This window comes from uncultured Bifidobacterium sp. (genome assembly GCF_959020145.1).
Taxonomy (GTDB): domain Bacteria; phylum Actinomycetota; class Actinomycetes; order Actinomycetales; family Bifidobacteriaceae; genus Bifidobacterium.
The window spans coordinates 1-16826 of sequence record NZ_CAUEQY010000024.1; the positions used below are offsets into that span (position 1 = coordinate 1).

General features: G+C 57.7%; 11 protein-coding genes, 1 tRNA gene and 1 pseudogene. 2 read left to right on the forward strand and 11 right to left on the reverse strand.

Going from position 1 to position 16826, the window contains the following annotated elements:
* Positions 1-2 precede the first annotated feature (2 nt).
* The 4 genes from Q5H33_RS06545 to Q5H33_RS06560 are packed head-to-tail and all read right to left on the reverse strand — an operon-like array spanning position 3 to position 6569.
* Positions 3-2027: a hypothetical protein gene (locus Q5H33_RS06545; protein ID WP_302423646.1), complete on the reverse strand. Its 2025-nt coding sequence runs from the start codon at positions 2025-2027 to the stop codon at positions 3-5.
* A 41-nt stretch (positions 2028-2068) separates the two neighbouring features.
* Entirely contained in the window at positions 2069-3784 is a 1716-nt protein-coding gene (murJ, locus tag Q5H33_RS06550; protein WP_164519382.1) for a murein biosynthesis integral membrane protein MurJ, read from the reverse strand.
* A complete protein-coding gene (locus Q5H33_RS06555) occupies positions 3781-5943 on the reverse strand; it encodes a DUF6049 family protein (RefSeq protein WP_022244676.1) in 2163 nt (720 codons plus the stop codon). The genes murJ and Q5H33_RS06555 overlap by 4 nt, the downstream gene beginning before the upstream one ends.
* A complete protein-coding gene (locus tag Q5H33_RS06560) occupies positions 5907-6569 on the reverse strand; it encodes an NUDIX hydrolase (RefSeq protein ID WP_004222724.1) in 663 nt (220 codons plus the stop codon). The genes Q5H33_RS06555 and Q5H33_RS06560 overlap by 37 nt, the downstream gene beginning before the upstream one ends.
* Positions 6570-6642: 73 nt before the next feature.
* On the opposite strand from Q5H33_RS06560, the gene Q5H33_RS06565 reads away from it, so the two are divergent.
* Positions 6643-8064 (forward strand): CCA tRNA nucleotidyltransferase, encoded by a 1422-nt coding sequence (locus Q5H33_RS06565; protein ID WP_118240129.1) that lies wholly within the window; start codon positions 6643-6645, stop codon positions 8062-8064.
* Positions 8065-8300: 236 nt separating this feature from the next.
* Here the strand turns inward: Q5H33_RS06565 and Q5H33_RS06570 are convergent, their stop codons facing one another.
* From Q5H33_RS06570 to Q5H33_RS06600, 7 genes are all read right to left on the reverse strand, one after another.
* Positions 8301-8924 carry a LytR C-terminal domain-containing protein gene (locus Q5H33_RS06570; RefSeq protein ID WP_004222719.1) on the reverse strand — a complete coding sequence of 208 codons (624 nt, stop codon included), beginning with the start codon at positions 8922-8924 and terminating at the stop codon, positions 8301-8303.
* Between the two features lie 43 nt (positions 8925-8967).
* Positions 8968-9876, reverse strand: coding sequence for a 4-(cytidine 5'-diphospho)-2-C-methyl-D-erythritol kinase (locus tag Q5H33_RS06575; RefSeq protein WP_055062874.1), 909 nt, complete (start codon positions 9874-9876; stop codon positions 8968-8970).
* On the reverse strand, positions 9873-10802 hold the full coding sequence (rsmA, locus tag Q5H33_RS06580) for a 16S rRNA (adenine(1518)-N(6)/adenine(1519)-N(6))-dimethyltransferase RsmA (RefSeq protein WP_004222702.1): 930 nt from the start codon (positions 10800-10802) through the stop codon (positions 9873-9875). The genes Q5H33_RS06575 and rsmA overlap by 4 nt, the downstream gene beginning before the upstream one ends.
* Before the next feature lie 73 nt (positions 10803-10875).
* The gene (locus Q5H33_RS06585; protein WP_055062872.1) at positions 10876-12366 is read right to left on the reverse strand and encodes a G5 domain-containing protein; all 1491 of its coding nucleotides are present in this window, start codon (positions 12364-12366) and stop codon (positions 10876-10878) included.
* 276 nt (positions 12367-12642) lie between these two features.
* A tRNA-Thr gene (locus Q5H33_RS06590) sits at positions 12643-12716 on the reverse strand.
* A 153-nt stretch (positions 12717-12869) separates the two neighbouring features.
* Positions 12870-13853, reverse strand: coding sequence for a thioredoxin domain-containing protein (locus Q5H33_RS06595; protein ID WP_033524151.1), 984 nt, complete (start codon positions 13851-13853; stop codon positions 12870-12872).
* Between the two features lie 187 nt (positions 13854-14040).
* On the reverse strand, positions 14041-16074 hold the full coding sequence (locus tag Q5H33_RS06600) for a serine/threonine-protein kinase (protein WP_226598679.1): 2034 nt from the start codon (positions 16072-16074) through the stop codon (positions 14041-14043).
* A 431-nt stretch (positions 16075-16505) separates the two neighbouring features.
* Here Q5H33_RS06600 and Q5H33_RS06605 point away from each other — a divergent pair.
* Positions 16506-16826, forward strand: a pseudogene (locus Q5H33_RS06605) (beta-glucosidase); the annotation flags it as partial.

The window sequence follows — 16826 nt, forward strand, 5'->3', positions numbered from 1 at the left end:
GATCAGAACACTTGAATGCTTTCGATGTACAGCTGGTTGCCCGGCAGGCTATCAAGTGGGACCCACAGCATGATGTCCTGCGTTTCCACGGCCTTGTCGAACTTGATGTCGGTCGTGCCGGAATCGTCAAACTCGAACTGCGCCACCTGTTCGCCTTGGGACGGGCTGTTTGTCGCATTCACGCGAATATATCCCTGACCACCGGAAGAACGAATTTTGATGACCATGCGATACGCCTTCTGCGGCTGGCTCAGATGCACGTAATATCCGTAGCCCTGCTGTCCGTCAGGATTCGACAGGAACTGACGATTGTCGATTTCGTATGCGGTCGTGTTTTCCGGCTGCTTCGGATCCGGCACTTTCTTCGACTGCTTATCGGCGGTCACGACCTTGTCCTCGGTTTTCTTGGGTTGCTTGGACGCCGTAGACTCGCCGGATGCCGGCGTATTGGCGGAAGCATCGGAAGAATCCTTGGAATTGGACGAATCGGTATTGCCGGACGTATCGGAATTGGAAGAATCCGCGGAATTCGCATCCGACTGATCTCCCTCGCCGAACGGCACTTCGTCAAGATTTATTTCCGGCCATGGTCCTTTTGAATCAGTCGTAACCGAATCTGAAGGCTGCATCAAACCATGAACTGCAAACCCAAGCGCAACCGCAACAACGATGACCGCCACGATAATCGCAACGACCTTCGTTTTCAGCTTGCCAAACAGTTTCGCGTCGGCAACGTCAGTATTCGCCGAAGCGGAAGAAGGATTCTTCGGCGTGAAGCTCGGCGGAACCGCGGCTCGACCGGCGGCATACGCGGCATCGATCGCCTCCTGCTCTGCTTTCAACGCACGGGCGGACTCCTCGCCGGGCTGAATGACCTGACCATCCGCGCCGATCACTGGAATGCGACCGGTTTTTTCCAACTGGGAATCGTCGGATGACATGCCATCGTCCGGTACGGAAACCCTGATGGGGAAGGAGAAGGGAGAATCGCTGGTGTCGGTCACGCCATCGATGTCTTCTTCGCTCAGCAGTTCACGGCCGCTGCTCCACAACGATTTCACCGCTCCACTGGTGGCCGCGACGCCTTTCGCCAAAGCCTCCTTGCCATCGGAAAAATCGTTATGCGGTTCGGGAGCCGTGAACGTCATTTCCGGAATGCTTCCAGCCGCTGCCAGCGTATCCGGCAGCGGGAGCACATCCTTCTCAAGAATCTGCAGTAACGGAACATTGGCGATTGAGCATTCCGAATCCATGGAAGGCAACGTGATATCCATGCTTCCCAACGATGACAGCGGTTGATACTCGCCAAGCAACGCTTCCAATTCCGCAATGGTTGCCATCGGAACGGTGGGGAAGCCGTCGTCCTCTTCAAGTTCGAGACCGCGCTTGCAGATCACGCGGAATTCCATCGGCGTGGTCGGCGCGAGCGCTTCAAGACGGAAATCCGTCGACAGCGTGGACGGGCGTCGGATCAGCATAGCGTACAACAGCGCTGAGATTTGACGGATCGCAAGCTGTTCCCGATTTTCCAAAGCCTGCGCGCGGGAAGTGTCGGCAAGCATGATGCTCACTGGAGCATCTGCGATCTGAATGCCGGAACGGGTCAGTCGCACCGTGTCGGTGCTGATGGAGAAATGCGTGAGATTGTCTTTTTGCAGCGCATGCAATGATTCGATGACTTCGCCAATGATGGAGCGCATGGCTGTATAGCTCAACGGCTGGTTGGCATTCAGCGCAAGATATTCACTGAGGGTCATGCCTTCGTCAAGCTGCGTCACCACCAGCGCGACCTGGCCGGCATGCTGGAGCTGCAGCACTTTCGTGAAGTGGGAATCATGCGAAATAGCCAGCATGGAAGCGGTTGCGTTGACTTCCTGCAATGCCTTGCTGCTGCTGACAATAAACAGCTGGCAATCCCGTGCGAGCACATGGTCGCTGGCCTTCCAGACCTGCAGTCCGGTTTCTTCGCGCAATGGCGAAACGAGCACGTAGCGATTGCTGATGGTATCTCCCAGCTGAGGTTTCATGGGTTCCTTCAACTTTTTGTAAACGTTTGTTCTGCCTATGGTCACTCGCCGTTTTCGGCGTCGCCCTGTTCCAGTCTATCGTTGGGGCTGGTCGGCTTGCGAAGTCCGGGAATACGTGAGGAAATCAGTGCGATCGCCTCCTTGAATTCCTCGGAACGTAGCAGCCGCAACATGCCTACGTAAACGATGAAGGTCACTATGGCCAGCAGTGCGGCACACGCCACTGCCTGAATCCAGTTCATATGACCGTCCACCGCTCCGATTTGGGCGCCGACAAGCTGGTAGACGCTGTCACGTACCGTCACGCCGATGAACATGGTAGCTACTGCCGCGCCAATCGATTTCAGATACGAGATGGCTATGCGCGGACCGTCGATATTGTTTTCGAATCGTTTGCGCAGCATGGCATACAGGATGGGGATCGGCAGTATGTAGCTCATGGCTCCTACCATGCCGATCATTGTCGTCCATTCGGTAGGGGGGAGTAGTTTCGCGCCGATGATCACGCTTACCGCTTGAATGCCCATGGCGAACAGCATGAAAATGAACGGCGATTTGCCGTCTTCGAAGGCATAGAACGTGCGCTGGATAATCAGATACGCGCTGGCGAACGGAAGTCCCACGCCAAGCGTGACCAACGGTCCCGCCATAAGAATCGCCTCTCTGACGCTCACAGACGGCAGCAACGCGAGAATGATCGGAACGGGCATCACCACGAAAGCGACCGCGAAATAGCACATGATCACACCCATATTGCGCAGCGCCTGGCTGAGATCGATGCGCGCTTCGGCGATATTATGATCGGCGACCGCACGGGATATTTTCGGGAAAATCGCGGTTGCCAGCGAAACGGCAATCAGCGAATACGGCAACATGTAAATCGTGTACGCGTTCTGGTATGAAGCATTGCCGGCCACGTCGAGCGGATTGATGCCGAACTGCTGCTGCGCGAGCATCGGCGCGTTAGTGGAGGTACGCGTGATTACGATATTGGCGAGCTGGTCGATTACGACAATGCCGACACTCCAAGCCGCGACCGGTCCCATAGAACGCAATCCAATGCCACGAAGGCCGAAGATGGGGCGGTATTTCAATCCGATTTTGGTCAGTGGAATGAACAGTACCAGCGCCTGGAATGCCACGCCCAACGTCCACGTGCCTGCGGTCAGGGCGATTTTGTCGGCGGTCCAAAAATCAAGCGGATGCTCGGTGGCACGGCCGAATAGCGCGATGAACGTGCCGAAGCCGATGCAGCTGATGATGTTCGCACCCACGGAACTCCACGCATACGCGGTGAAATGGTCTTTGGCCGCGAGAATCTGGCCGACCACCGTATATAGGCCGTAGAAGAAGATCTGCGGCATGCACCACAGGGTGAATGAGGTCGCCAACGCCATGGTTTCGGGGCTACCGTTCACATACAGCTTGGTGAGCAGCGGCGTGCATAGGGCCATCAGGATCGTCACCGCCAACAGCATGGTGATGGCAAGCGTGATGAGCTTGTTGAGTTTGGTTTCGGCGTCTTTTGCCTTCAACGTGCGTACGATCTGCGGCACGAGCACGGCGTTGAAAATACCGCCGGAAACCAAGGTGTAGATCACCTGCGGAATCATGGATCCGGCTTGGTAGGCGTTCGCCGCATAGCCGGTGGTGCCTAAAGCCCAAGCGAGCAGAATGGTACGGATTTGCCCGGTCACGCGCGAGGCCGCGGTGCCGGAGGCCATGATCAGTGAATTACGGCCAACGGAAGAACTCATTCGTCTGGATCCTTCTTACGGTGGAATTGGCGCCACAGTCCCAAAGCTCCAAGCAGCACGGCGATGCCGATGATGATGAAGCCGGTTTTGTCGCTGATCTGCAATGCGCTGGTGATGTGGGTGGTTTGTGTCGCTCCGAATGTGATGCCCTGCCTGTCCTGCAGGCTGAGCGTGGCGTCCGCGGTGCCGGAGGTGGCCACGCGGATAATGAACGCCACTTGGGCTTCGCCGTGCGCGGGCACTTCCACGGTGTCGAAACGCGAAGTGACGATCTGCATGGAGTTGGTCAATGATGAGACTTTTACCGTGACCGGATAGGGGTGGCTGTTGCTGATGGTAACGGGCATTTGCGCGGTTTCGCTGACCACGTTGACGTTTTCCGTCGGTGTGATGGCCACGCCGTTGATGAGCAGGGACGCCAGTTGCCCGGCTCCTTCCACCATGGTGCTTCCGGCTGGATTTTCGCCGCCTAGCGCGTGCAGGGCCATGATGCCGTGCGCGTTGACGAGCTGCCTGCGCCACGCTTTGAGGCCTGCGGGGGCCTGCTTGGCATCGTCGGCGACGTCGGTGAGGATGGACGCGTTGAATCGTTTGATGTCGTTTGTCGAGGCTGCCAGTGTGTTGAGCGTCTGCCTGAGATTGGCTTGCGTCGCATCATTGATTCCGTCGGATTGCGGCACGATCGCGGCTGCATCGTCGCCGCTCAAGGCGGGGTCGGCGTTGTTGAGCGTGTTCAGATCGGTGATGTTCAGCCATGGCGATTGTTCGACGTCCGTCATCAGTGCGTCCACGACGGCCGGATCAGAGTTGCCGTTCAGGCAGACCAGCAGATTGCGTTCCGAATACGGCTGCTCCATCTGGTAGAACGCGCTTTGCGCGACGAATCGCGCGAGACGCCCGGCCGTTGTTCCCTCGCCGTCCGCTTCGGCGTCGGCACTGGTCGCCTTGCCTTGTGCAAGGTTGGAAAGCACGCTTTGCGCGGTCAGTACGGTGATGTCGCCGGCGTCGGTGGTTACTACGGTCTTGCCGGTTTCCGCGGTGGCCGCATCATCCTCTTCGAAATCATGCGTGGCGATGACGGTGTCGTACCCCTGCTGCTTGGCTTTCGCCAGCGCGTCGGCGGTCCAATTGCCGGTGCCCTGCCATGCATACGTGGTCATACTCGCGTTCGGGTCACCCAACGCCGATTGATAGTTTTTCAAGGCCTGTTCGGCGTTCCATTGCGAGGTGCCGACGCCTGCCGAATCATAGGTTTTGCTGTCGTTCAGCGCGGAATAGGCGGTGATGTCGAACAGGGCCGGTTGCGTGATGCCGTCGACTTGCGTCGGCATCGGCATCGCCTTCAGATAGGTTGGATCGGCCACCACCTGCAGTTTGTCATGCTTGGTGAACGTCTGTTCCAGCGACTTGAGTCGTGCCTCGTCTTCTTTGCCGGGAACGGCGATTTTCGAGAGTTCCGCGGAGGTGACGCCACCTTTGTTGACGAGCTGTTCCAGCATGGTGTTGTCGGTGGTCCATCCTTGCGCTTCGAGCGGCTGCACGATGGTGATATTCATCGCGGGCGTGTCGGGGGTATTGATTCCAGCTCCGGTCCGTGTTGCGAAAGTGTGCGCTTCGTCTTGTTGAACGCCATTGGCCTCATAACTGAGCGTGACCGGTTTCGGCCCCCAGGAGTTGACGGACGCCAGCGTCTCCTGATTCGAGTCCGCGTCGATGTGCACGTTCGCCGAAGCTCCCGGTTGAAGCGCGGGAACCTCGCTCTGCCCAACGATATTGGGCGTGGGAATCTGCCCGATGCCTTCCGACCATTCCTGGATATCGTTGCGCGACACGAACGTGTAGAAGGCGTTCATGGCAAGGGTGAGCGTGCCTGAAGGGATTTCCTGATCGGTGGTGTTGGTCACCGTCGCGCTCAAATGATAGCCGGAAGTGTCGGTCAGCACGGCGGTGGAGGAGTCGATCGACAGCATGGTGCCGGATTGCGATTCCTGTGTTTCTTCGGCTTCGGCTTTCGGCACAGGTGCGTATAACAACATCAACGCCATGGTCATAACCATGGCGAGGATTGCCGAAAGCGCACGCATGCCGTGCGGAACGTTCCGTTGTGCGGGTTGATTCACCTTCACGCCTGTCTGTTGAGTTTCCTTGCGTACAACCATGCTATCTTTCGTTCGTTCGGGTAGCTGAGAACGTCGTCCAAATCAGCAAAATCCACCCAAATCGCGTCTTCCGCCTCATGATCCGGGTCGCCTTCCACCGTCAACTCGCCGCCGATCTGACGCAATGCGAAATGATGCACCAGCTTGTGCACGCGCTGGCTGGTTCCGGTGAACCAGTAGTCGATGGTGGCGATGGAATCGACCACTTCACCTAGGATTCCTGTTTCCTCGTGAACTTCGCGAACGGCGGTTTGCTGCGGTGTTTCGCCTTTTTCGATATGACCTTTCGGCAGGCACCATTCCAAATGTCCGCTACGCGAGTGGCGTGCGATGATCGCCACACGGCCCTTGTCGTCGAATACGAGACCTCCCGCCGAATATTCGCGCACTACCGGCAGTTCCTGCGCGTCGAGCGAGGCGAACGTGGTCGGACCGTCCGTGGCGCGCCGCTGCGGCATTATTGCCGGGGTGGGTGCGTTGGGCGTGATGATGGTCTCTTGCCGCAAGGAAACGGACTGCGATGTGTACAGCAGTTTGTCCGGTTCCATCGGATTTTGGGCATGGTCGTCCGCAGCATGGGCAAGCATGCGTGCAAGGTCTGCGGGCGTAATCATGATTCCAACCATACTCAATTCTGTGTGCAGGTGGGGTAACGGTATGCTGGTAAGGCAGAAACTTGTGGTGCCGGAAAGGGATGGCGTGAACTTCGAAGTGTGGCCAGAGGCCATTGAATTAGGGCGTATGTTCGCCGCGGAAGGCTATGAATTGGCGTTGGTGGGAGGTCCCGTTCGAGACCTGCTGTTGCATCGTAAATCGCATGATTTGGATTTTTGCACATCGGCGCGTCCTGAGCAGTTTGAACACATTTTGCGCCGTTTCGGGCGCGATGGCTTTTGGGATATGGGCCGTAAATTCGGCACGTTGGGCGCCATGCGCAGGCGTGAGGATGGCACGGAAGTGCAGGTTGAGGTAACGACCTACCGTTCCGACACGTATGACCCCGACTCGCGCAAGCCGGAAGTCAATTATGGCGACACGCTGGAAGGCGATCTTTCCCGCCGTGATTTCACGGTGAATGCCATGGCGTTGCGTGTGCCGGAATTGGAATTCGTCGATCCGTTCGGCGGCGCGAACGATTTGGCCAAGGGCGTGTTGCGCACGCCGGTCGATCCTCGCCAGTCGTTTGACGACGATCCGCTGCGCATGATGCGCGCCGTACGTTTCGTGGCGCAACTGGGCTTCCGTATCGAACCGGAAACCGCTGAAGCGCTGACCGACATGGTCGATCGCATTGAAATCGTTTCCGCTGAGCGCGTACGCGACGAACTGGTCAAAATGCTGCTGTCCGATCGCCCGCGCGCAGGTATCGAAGCGCTGGTCGATTCCGGTCTTGCCGATATCGTCTTCCCGGAAATTCCGGCATTGCAGCTCGAAATCGACGAACATCATCGTCATAAGGACGTGTTCGAGCACACCATGATCGTCATTGATCGTGCGGTTGCCCTCGAAACCGGCCCGGACGGCCCTGTGCCGGCACCGGATCTGACGTTGCGTTTGGCCGCGCTGATGCACGATATCGGCAAGCCGAAGACGCGTCGTTTCGAATCGGGTGGCAAGGTGAGCTTCCATCATCATGATGCGGTCGGCGCGAAAATGACCCGCAAGCGCCTTAAGGCATTGCATTTCGACCATCATATGGTCGAGGACGTCAGCGAGCTGGTCAATCTGCACTTGCGCTTCCACGGCTACGTGGAGGAGCCGTGGACGGATTCCGCGGTCCGCCGTTACGTCAAGGATGCGGGTCCGCTGTATGAGCGCCTGAACCGCCTTACGCGTGCCGACGCGACCACGCAGAACAAGCGCAAGGCCATGGTGTTCTCGTCGGCGATGGACGAGATGGAACAGCGCGTGCGCGATTTGAAGAAGAAGGAGGATTTCGACGCGATCCGCCCTGATCTGAACGGTGACGAAATCATGCAGCTGCTCGGCATTGACCCGGGGCCGCTGGTTGGCAAGGCGTACAAGCACATGCTGGAATATCGCCTCGATAACGGCCCGGTCGAGCGTGATGTCGCTGTTGCCGAGTTGAACCGTTGGTATGAGGAACAGCAGGCCGAGTAGTCTGCTTGCTGACCTCACGATTTGGATTCTATGACCGCACGATTCGATTTTTCGGGCAAAAATAGAATCGTGCGGTCAGTCGGTTCCGAAAAGTGCGGTTTCGGGGGTATTCTCTGGAGGATTTCGCCCGCGATTTAACCCACGAATATAAGAATTGACCTCACGATCTTGATTTTCAGTGAAAAATCGAAATCGTGAGGTCAATCCGAAAATCTGCAAATCAAAAAATCTGCAAATCACACGGCGTCGTGTTCGGGGGCCTTCTGTACGTCGGTCATCTTGTCGACGGTAACGCATCCCTCGAAGCTGTCGATCTCCTTGCCGGCGGTCGGCACCTTCTTCTGATTCTGCAGATTGTCGAAAGTCGCGCCAACCACAACGTCGATCAGCATATCCTCACGATCGTCCATCACCATCGTCGCGTCGGTGAAGTTGCTGTTCACCGTGTACGCCTGATTGATGGCGTTCTTGCCGAAGATGATCATCGTGCGTTCCACTTTGGAGCTGGTGTAGTTGCCGGCTGCCTGGGTGTTGAACTCGCGGTTCTGCAACGCGCTGCTGACGGCTTGCGCGAAGCCGGCGAATTCAGTGCCGTTGAGCACGCGCACGGTGATGTTGCGGTTTTCCACGTACTTGCCTTTGCTGCCGTCCTGTTCCTGTGCTGCGCAAGGGGCCTGCTGGCCGTAATTCGGCTGTACCGCGGCCGACTTGACATTGCCCAATCCTCCAACATGGAAGAAGAACAGCAGGGAAATCACCAATGCGATCGTCAAAATGGTGCCGGTGATGGTGAACACCACCTTTTGACGGCGGCGAATGTACTGTTTGCGCGCGGCGCGCTCGTCGTTAGCCTGAGTCATGTACGAGTCCTTCTCCAAAAATCGGTTGACTTCAACCTTACTGTTACGCGATGATATGCACAATCGGATGGGCCGGTGCCTTGGTGGCGATGATGCGGTCGACGCAACGGCTTTGTTGCCATGCCGACTGCACGGCGCGTGCCGCATCGTCGGTTGGCACGAATGCGATTACGGAAGGGCCGGATCCGGAGACGAACGCCTGCTTGGCGCCTGCCTGCAACGCTTCGTCGATCGCCTGTCCGCTGCGTGGATGCAGTGAGATCGACGCCTGTTGCAGATGATTGTTGTCGGTTGCGCCGGCGCCGATTTGGTCGAACATGGCATACACTTCCGGCGTGCGCAGTTCCGCCTGATACGCGCCGACCAGCAGACGGCCTGCAAAGCCCTGATCCGTCAGTTCCAGCACGGCGTCGCTGTTTTCGCTGAGTTGTTCGATCTGCTCGCCGAAGCCGGTGCCTCGCGCATAGCCTCCGGTCAGGCAGAACGGCATATCCGCGCCCAATGTGGCGGCAACCTGTTGCAACCGTTCAATGGACCAATCAAGATTCCATAGCGTGTTCAATGCCAGAATCGTGGCGGCCGCATCCGCGGAACCTCCTGCCATGCCCGCGCCAACGGGAATGCGTTTTTCGATGTTCAACGCCACATCCGGTTCATGGCCGCTCGCTTCGGCCATGGCGAACAGGGCGAGCACGGCATGGTTGCGTCGCATGTCGCTGCCGGAGGAGGCCAGATCGCCAAGATAGGCACCTTCAAGATTCAGGGAGAAACCGGATCCGGGCTTTTTGCGACTGGTGGTGACGGTGTCGTACACGCCGACGGCGCAGTAGATGGTGTCGAGCTCGTGTCGGCCACCCCATTCGCTGCGTGGCCTGCCTACGTGCAGGGTCAGATTCGTTTTCGCCGGGCAGTCCACGCTGACCGTGTTGATTGCGGTGTTGGTGTCGCTCATGCTTGCGACACCTCGCCCACGGCTCGTGCCAATGCCACGAATTCGTCGATGGCAAGCGTTTCGCCACGGCGCGTCGGATCGATGCCCGCCTGCTCGAACGCTTCGGAGGGCACGATCTTCTTCAACGCGGCATGCAGGGTTTTGCGCCTCTGGCCGAATGCGGCGTCGATAAGACGGAACACGTTTTCGCGGTCCACTACGGAACCGTCGGGATTGTTGGCCGAAGGCGTGTGCCCGCCCTCATATCGTTTGAACAGCACCAGCGCGGAATCCACATTCGGTGCCGGCCAGAACACATTGCGCCCGATAATGCCCACACGTTCCGCGGTACCATACCAAGCGAGCTTCACGCTTGGAGTGCCGTAGATCTTTGAACCGGGCTTTTCGCTCAGTCGGTCCGCGACTTCCTTCTGCACCATCACGAGGAACGTGCCGAGATTGTCGAAACGTTCCAGCAAGGTCAGCAGAATCGGCGTGGCCACGTTGTATGGCAGATTGGCGACCAGTGTAAATGAATCATCATTTTGGAAATCAGGCAGATTTTCCGGCGTCACGGTCAACGCATCGCGATTGACCACGCGGAAACGATCCACCGCATCCGGCATGAATTCGGCGATGGTGCCGGGCAGTCGTTCCGCAACGGGCGGGTCGATCTCCACGGCGGTCATCGTGGCGCCGGTTTCCAAAATCGCCAATGTCAGTGAACCGAGTCCAGGTCCGACTTCCAGCACATGATCGTCGGCGGTCACACCTGCCTCGCGCACGATACGACGAACCGTGCCCGGGTCGATTACGAAATTCTGCCCGAATTTTTTCGTCGGGCTGATACCGGCCTCGGCCGCGATACGCCGAATGTCGGCAGCCCCCAACAGGCGGCCTTGCGCGGTTTCGTCGGTTGCGTTGGTTTCGTTCGCGTGTTCTGTCATTACCTCATTATCCGTTCAACTGGTATGAAAAGTGTGCGCTGTTGCGTTTGCGTATTGTTGCGATCGGCGTTGTTTAATACCATCCGACCTGCTCGGAATGCTCCCATGCCTTCGACGGGCTGCCGTAGCGTTGCGCGATGTAGCTCAGGCCCCAGTCGATCTGCACGGCCGCATCGTCACGCCAGTTTGCGCCGAATGCCGCCATTTTGCTGCCAGGAAGCGACTGCGGGATGCCGTAGGCTCCGGAAGATGCGTTTTCCGCATACCACAGCCAGCTCGATTCACGCGTCCACAGTTTCACCAGATCGGTCCAGTTTTGCCCGGTCCAGCCATATTGCGCCGCGGCTCCGGCCGCGTAGGCCTGTGCCTGCGCGGGGGAGGGGTGATAGAGGCGGCATCCTGCCGAAGGATCGGAAGGTTGCGGTGTCGGGGTGGGCGTCGGATCCGGCGTGGGGGTCGGGTCAGGCGTTGGCGTGGGGGTCGGGTCTGGAGTTGGCGTCGGATCCGGGTCCGTTTTCGATCCGGAATCGTCCTTCTTGTTGTCGTCTGAATTATCCGTATTGCCGGAATTACTGTTCGAATCGTCTTTCTTGTCGGAATTATCGGAATTGTTGTTCTTGTTCGAATTGTCGTTCTTTCCGGAATTATCGGAATTGCCGGTATCTCCGGAATTGCCGGATCCGTCATCCGATCCCGAATCGTCGGAAGATGCTGCCGGTCCTACTGCGATAATCTGATCGAGGGCGATTTTCGTGGTCGTTTCGTTGGTCAGCGTCTCGCTTTCCTTCTCGCCGTCCACATACGTGACGTCGTACGTTTGCTGGATTTCGCCGTCCTCGCCTTCCTGCCTGACTACGACTTCGCCGGGCTGCAGGCTGGGATCGACGATGGTTTGCGTGCCGAAAGGCACCGCTTTCGTGCGTGTTTCCTCGCCGTGCGTCACGCGGCGGACGCGCAGGATCGTTTCGCCGTTGTCTTTTTCGACGCTGACGCGATCCTCCTTGTTCAGCGTGATGCCTTTGGAGTCAAGAATGGAGGCCGCCGGCAGTTTGCCATTCGGCGATTCGGAGCTTTGCCCGTCTGCGATGACGGTGACCGGCCCGTTTTGGTTGATGATCAGTCCGCCGGTGAGTTTGTTGTACACGTTGTCGATATTGACGGTGACTTTTGCCGCGTCTGCTTCGTTTTGTTCGAAGAATCCGATCAGCTGTTCGGCGCTGGTCGCCACTGTCCAGAAGGGCACTTCCTGCCCGTTGATGGTGATGGTGGTCTGGTAGGCGCTTCGTACCGTCACCACGTCATGGTTGCTCAGCATGCTGGTGGGGCTGGTGGATTCCACGAGATCATGCGTTTTGACCTTCACGCCGCGTTCCTGCAGCAGACGGTCGACGCTCATCGCGTATGTGGTTACGGTGGTGGTTTCGCCATCGATGGTCAGAGCCACGGTTTTGCGCGCGCCTACGCCGAATGCGAGCGTCGAGGCGAGCGTCAACGAGACCACGCATGCCGTCACTCGAACACGCCGAAGCGTCACGAATCTCCGGGGGGTCCACCTTCTTGTCATACGTCCTCTTTCCAGCGACTGCCTACATCGCCGTCATTGTAACGGTCAGATCGGGACGAATGGCATGGTTTCCGCTGGCTTTATCTATACCGCCACATTTTCGAGGAAAAGGAGTAAAGAAAAAAGGGGGCAGGAGAGAAGGGGATGTCCTGCCCCCTGCCCGGACGAGGCAGGTTGGGGGAAGCCTCGTCCGGTCGCCAGAAGCCATAAGTTGGGGGAAGGCTTCTGGATCACTTACCCATGGTAAGAGGTCAAAGCCCGTCAAAACGGGTTTCGAGCCTCCTGTCGGGATCGAACCGACGACCTGCCGCTTACAAGGCGGCCGCTCTGGCCATCTGAGCTAAGGAGGCTTGTGCCGCTTTCTAGCATAATGCATAAAAACGGCAACGATTGAATAGCATAACCAGCGTGCCCGATACCGTCAACTTGGAACTGCGCTTTGGCTGGCACGCTGGCGAGTAGGGGGGTATAATTTTTCGATTATGAGGATTGCGTAGGGCTGATCACTCGCCAGTGGTGTTGGAGATCGGATCCTTGTCGGAGCCGATGGAGGGCATCACGCCTTCCTTGCCGATGTCGTCGGACTTGATTCCGATGGCCTCCAGCAGGCCTTCCTCAATGGTCTCCTGCGCAGTGCTCAACTGGTTCATATCCCAGAACTTGCCGTTGATGGTCACCGTTGGGGTGGTCATGCTGTCTTTGTAGGTTCCGGACGTGTTCCACAGTTCGGAGCGCTTCGGCGTATAGGTGTCGATGGCGTCAAGCCAATCCTGGTAGTCGCGGCCGAACGCCTTGTCCGCCACATCCTCGGAAACTCCCGAGGCGATCATCTGTTCCTTGATCTGATCGTCGCTGACGGACTTGTAATTCGAGCTTTCCTCAGGCTGGAAATCCTCGGCGTACATTTTTTCGAGGAAGGTGATCAGATGGCTCGGATCGCTGTCATGCTCGGCCAGATAGATCGCGGCATTCGCTGCGCGGCTTGAATAATCGTCGGTGGACCACTTGTCCATAAACGCCATGAAATGCAAATCAAGATTGATCTGACCCGCGTCGACCATCTTCTGCAGATCCTCATCAAGCTGGCGATGCAGATTGCCGCAGCCCGGGCACAGGAAGTCCATGTAGATCGCAACAGTCGGTGCGCCTTCGACGGACTTGCCGTAGCCATCCTTCGAAATCAGCAATCCGCCCTTCTTATCGACGAGCTTAGGGGTGTTTTCGACTTGCTGCAGCTTGTCGTACGCTTCTTCCACGGTCTGGGTGGAAGCCTGCGTTTCGGTGTTCTTGTGCATGTTGTGATACACGGTGAACGCGCCGATCGCCACCAGGATCACCAGCACCGCCATCACGATGGCGCCGATGAGGGTCTGCTGCTTGCGCTCCTTCTCCATCTGTTCGGCGCGAGCCTTCATCTCCGCGGCCTCAGCGGCCCTACGCTCGGCGCGGCTGGCGCGCTTCTGCGCATCCTTACTGTTCTGGGCCATCCACATTCCTTTCGATGTTCACATCACGATGCTGTGCACCATAGTAGTGTGGGCACGCTATTGCTGAATGAAGTATTTCGTAAAAGCTCACGTTGCCATACTACGTGCGATTATCTGATGTTTTTCTGATGATTGCAAACGTTTGCCGATTTTTGATTTTCGCTGCGTATTTCGTGAGATGGCGTCACTACATATCGTACGATTCGGCAGTGGTGCCGGATTTCGGGCGGCCGCGCAATGCGCCGGCACCCAATCGCAGCACCAATGCTCCCGGAGCGAGGGCGCATACCAGCCAGCCGATGGCGCAGCAACCGGCCTGGGCGACGCCGCTTTGCGAAACCGGCCCTTCAATCCAGGTCGGCAGCGGAATCGTGAATCCGAATATCGACGTATCAACCATGGCAAACGGCAGTTGCAGCGTGACTGTGGCAATCGTCAATCCTAATGCGGCGATGACCGCCATGATCAGTGCGCGTGGCACCGCATAACCCAGCCCCTTGAGCACATGCCAAGGCAGCGTGGCGGCGCGAGCGAACCAGTCGGAAGCCCTGCGGCTGCCCCCACGGCGGCCTTCGCGTTCCAGCTGCGCCTCCATATTGAATCCAATGGTGGCGAGCAACCAGGCCAGCAGCGCGCCCGCGATCAGGGCGATCCATGGCGAGAACAGGCCGCATACGGCCACAGGAATCGCCATCAGCACGCAGAGGGGCACGCCTCTGCCTAGCAGTTCGCCGCGTTGCACGTCGGCCGGATTCGGCGGCTGCAGTACACTCTGCGGCACGTTCGGGTTGAGCGGCGCGGCCGGAGTGACCGGTGCGGTTGGCACGGCAGATGTTTGCATGTCTTGTGGCTGCGCACTTTGCGCCATTTCAACCGATGCGTTCGGTATTACGGCAGGAGGCCGCTGGTTGGCGATGCGCTGCAATGCAGGTTTGATGGCCGGGTCGATCTGTGCGGCCTCTTGAGCGGGATTCCAAGCGTCCTGGACCGGCATCACCCGCGTGGATTGCGGTGTATCTTGCGGCAGCACACTGGTATCCCCACTATTGACAGGCAGCACGCGCGTGCCGGTGCCAAGAGGAATGGTTGCGGTATGCGCGTTGATATCCATGACCGAGGTGCCGACATCGGGCGCATCGGCAATAACGGTATCGGTTATGTCAGCAATAACGGTTGCGCCGATTGCCTGCGTGGCCTCAACGAATTGCGGCAAGGTGCGTGTGCCGATGGCGTCTTCTCCCGTCACATAGTCTAACGCCCGCCAAAGCATTCGTGGATTGTCGGGCGATCCATCAAAAGGGAGCATCGCCTCCGACCCGGCACTATCGGCGGCATCCGAAGTATTCCCCGAAATCCAAGCTTGCGGATTCAACGCATCCAACGCAATCGCCTGCAACAACTCGTCTGGAGTGCAACGTTTCGTACGATCCGGATCCAACGCCGAACGGAACGCGGCCATGGTCCCAGCCGGCAATCCCGCCAAATTCGCGCTTCCCGCGGCAGCACGCTCCAATACCGCCATCATCGGTTTCGTGCCGAACACCGGCTCGCCAGTGGCGGCAAATGCCAGCACGCTCGCCACCGACCACCAATCGCTCATCTCATCGGATTCGGCACCGTCGATGATTTCCGGCGCGATGAATCCAGGCGTGCCCATCACCAATCCGGTACGAGTCACATGACTTTCGCCCTCGCCCATGGCAATGCCGAAATCCACCAATACCGGTCCGGTATTCGACACCATCACATTCGTCGGTTTGATATCGCGGTGCACAATCCCGGCCGCATGCACAGCCTTCACCGCCTCGATCAGCTTGCGTCCCAACCGTTCCAAATCATCGCCCACATACCGGCCGTTGGCGCGCACATCTTCACGTAGATTCTTGCCCTCGATCAGCTCGGTCACAATGAAGGCCAGAGCATCATCCAATTCCATATCCACAATGCCGCACACGCCCGGATGACGCACTTTCTGCAGCGCCATAGCCTCCCTACGCAGGCGCTCGCGTGCGGTCAGCTGATCGCGGGAGCGTTCGCTGGACGCATCGTCCTCGGCAAGGGAATCGCGCAAAATTTTCATCGCATACTGGTGTCCGCCGTCATCGCGCACGCGCCAGACCGATCCCATCGCCCCCGATCCAAGCCGGGAAATCAACGTGTATCCGCCAACGAGGCTGCCTGCCTCCAGATTCAATGCGCTTAAGTCGCTCATGGCACCCATGGTACTTGCCTTACGTAAGTTGCCGCTGGAACAGCTCGCTGTAGTGTGCCGAAAATATCGCAGGAATTGCGATTATGGAGTTGGAAGCGCAATGAAGATCGATGATTTCCGCAATCAAGGCAAGGATGTTGCAACAATCTGCGGATGAGCGCACATTGTGCCAGATGCATGCGCGCAACGGGATTATATGTGCACGAATGGTAGTTTTACATGCGCAGGTGGTATGCAGATTATGCACGCGAAACGACAGGCTGGGAAAAATCAGGGTGCTTTTTTCGCGGATTTTGGTGAAATCGAAACATCGACATGAAGAAGTGTCTTCACTTCTGGAAATTGCGTGACGCGGGGCAGCGTTGCATGATTTCTGGTTTCGATGAGGAAATCGGAGCCTGCATGTCGTTTGGTTATGAGAATCAAGGAGGAGGCAGACCATGCTGCAAATCAACATGGCTGACGTCATGAACGTTATCGGTTCGTTGACGCCGTACCTGATTGCGATTGGCGTGCTATTTGTGCTCGCGCTGATCATTACTTTTGCCGTCAACAAGAAGACGGTGAAGGAAGTGGCGACCCGTAAGATCATCCACTCCGAGTCTTGGCTTGTGGCTTTGGTCGGCATTGTCGTCGCGGTTTCCATGATGCTGTCCGGTCCGCTGTCGACGCTGCTCAACAACGCGACCATCACCAAGTACATGCTGTCTGACACCACTGTTTCCAAGGCCAACGAGCTGGCCAAGGAAGTGCAGTCGGAA

Excerpts from the sequence above, each read along its gene's own strand:
- Q5H33_RS06545 (WP_302423646.1), bottom strand. The coding sequence starts at position 2,027 with ATGAAACCTCAGCTGGGAGATACCATCAGCAATCGCTACGTGCTCGTT.
- murJ (WP_164519382.1), bottom strand. The coding sequence starts at position 3,784 with ATGAGTTCTTCCGTTGGCCGTAATTCACTGATCATGGCCTCCGGCACC.
- Q5H33_RS06555 (WP_022244676.1), bottom strand. The coding sequence starts at position 5,943 with ATGGTTGTACGCAAGGAAACTCAACAGACAGGCGTGAAGGTGAATCAA.
- Q5H33_RS06560 (WP_004222724.1), bottom strand. The coding sequence starts at position 6,569 with ATGGTTGGAATCATGATTACGCCCGCAGACCTTGCACGCATGCTTGCC.
- Q5H33_RS06570 (WP_004222719.1), bottom strand. The coding sequence starts at position 8,924 with ATGACTCAGGCTAACGACGAGCGCGCCGCGCGCAAACAGTACATTCGC.
- Q5H33_RS06575 (WP_055062874.1), bottom strand. The coding sequence starts at position 9,876 with ATGAGCGACACCAACACCGCAATCAACACGGTCAGCGTGGACTGCCCG.
- rsmA (WP_004222702.1), bottom strand. The coding sequence starts at position 10,802 with ATGACAGAACACGCGAACGAAACCAACGCAACCGACGAAACCGCGCAA.
- Q5H33_RS06585 (WP_055062872.1), bottom strand. The coding sequence starts at position 12,366 with ATGACAAGAAGGTGGACCCCCCGGAGATTCGTGACGCTTCGGCGTGTT.
- Q5H33_RS06595 (WP_033524151.1), bottom strand. The coding sequence starts at position 13,853 with ATGGCCCAGAACAGTAAGGATGCGCAGAAGCGCGCCAGCCGCGCCGAG.
- Q5H33_RS06600 (WP_226598679.1), bottom strand. The coding sequence starts at position 16,074 with ATGGGTGCCATGAGCGACTTAAGCGCATTGAATCTGGAGGCAGGCAGC.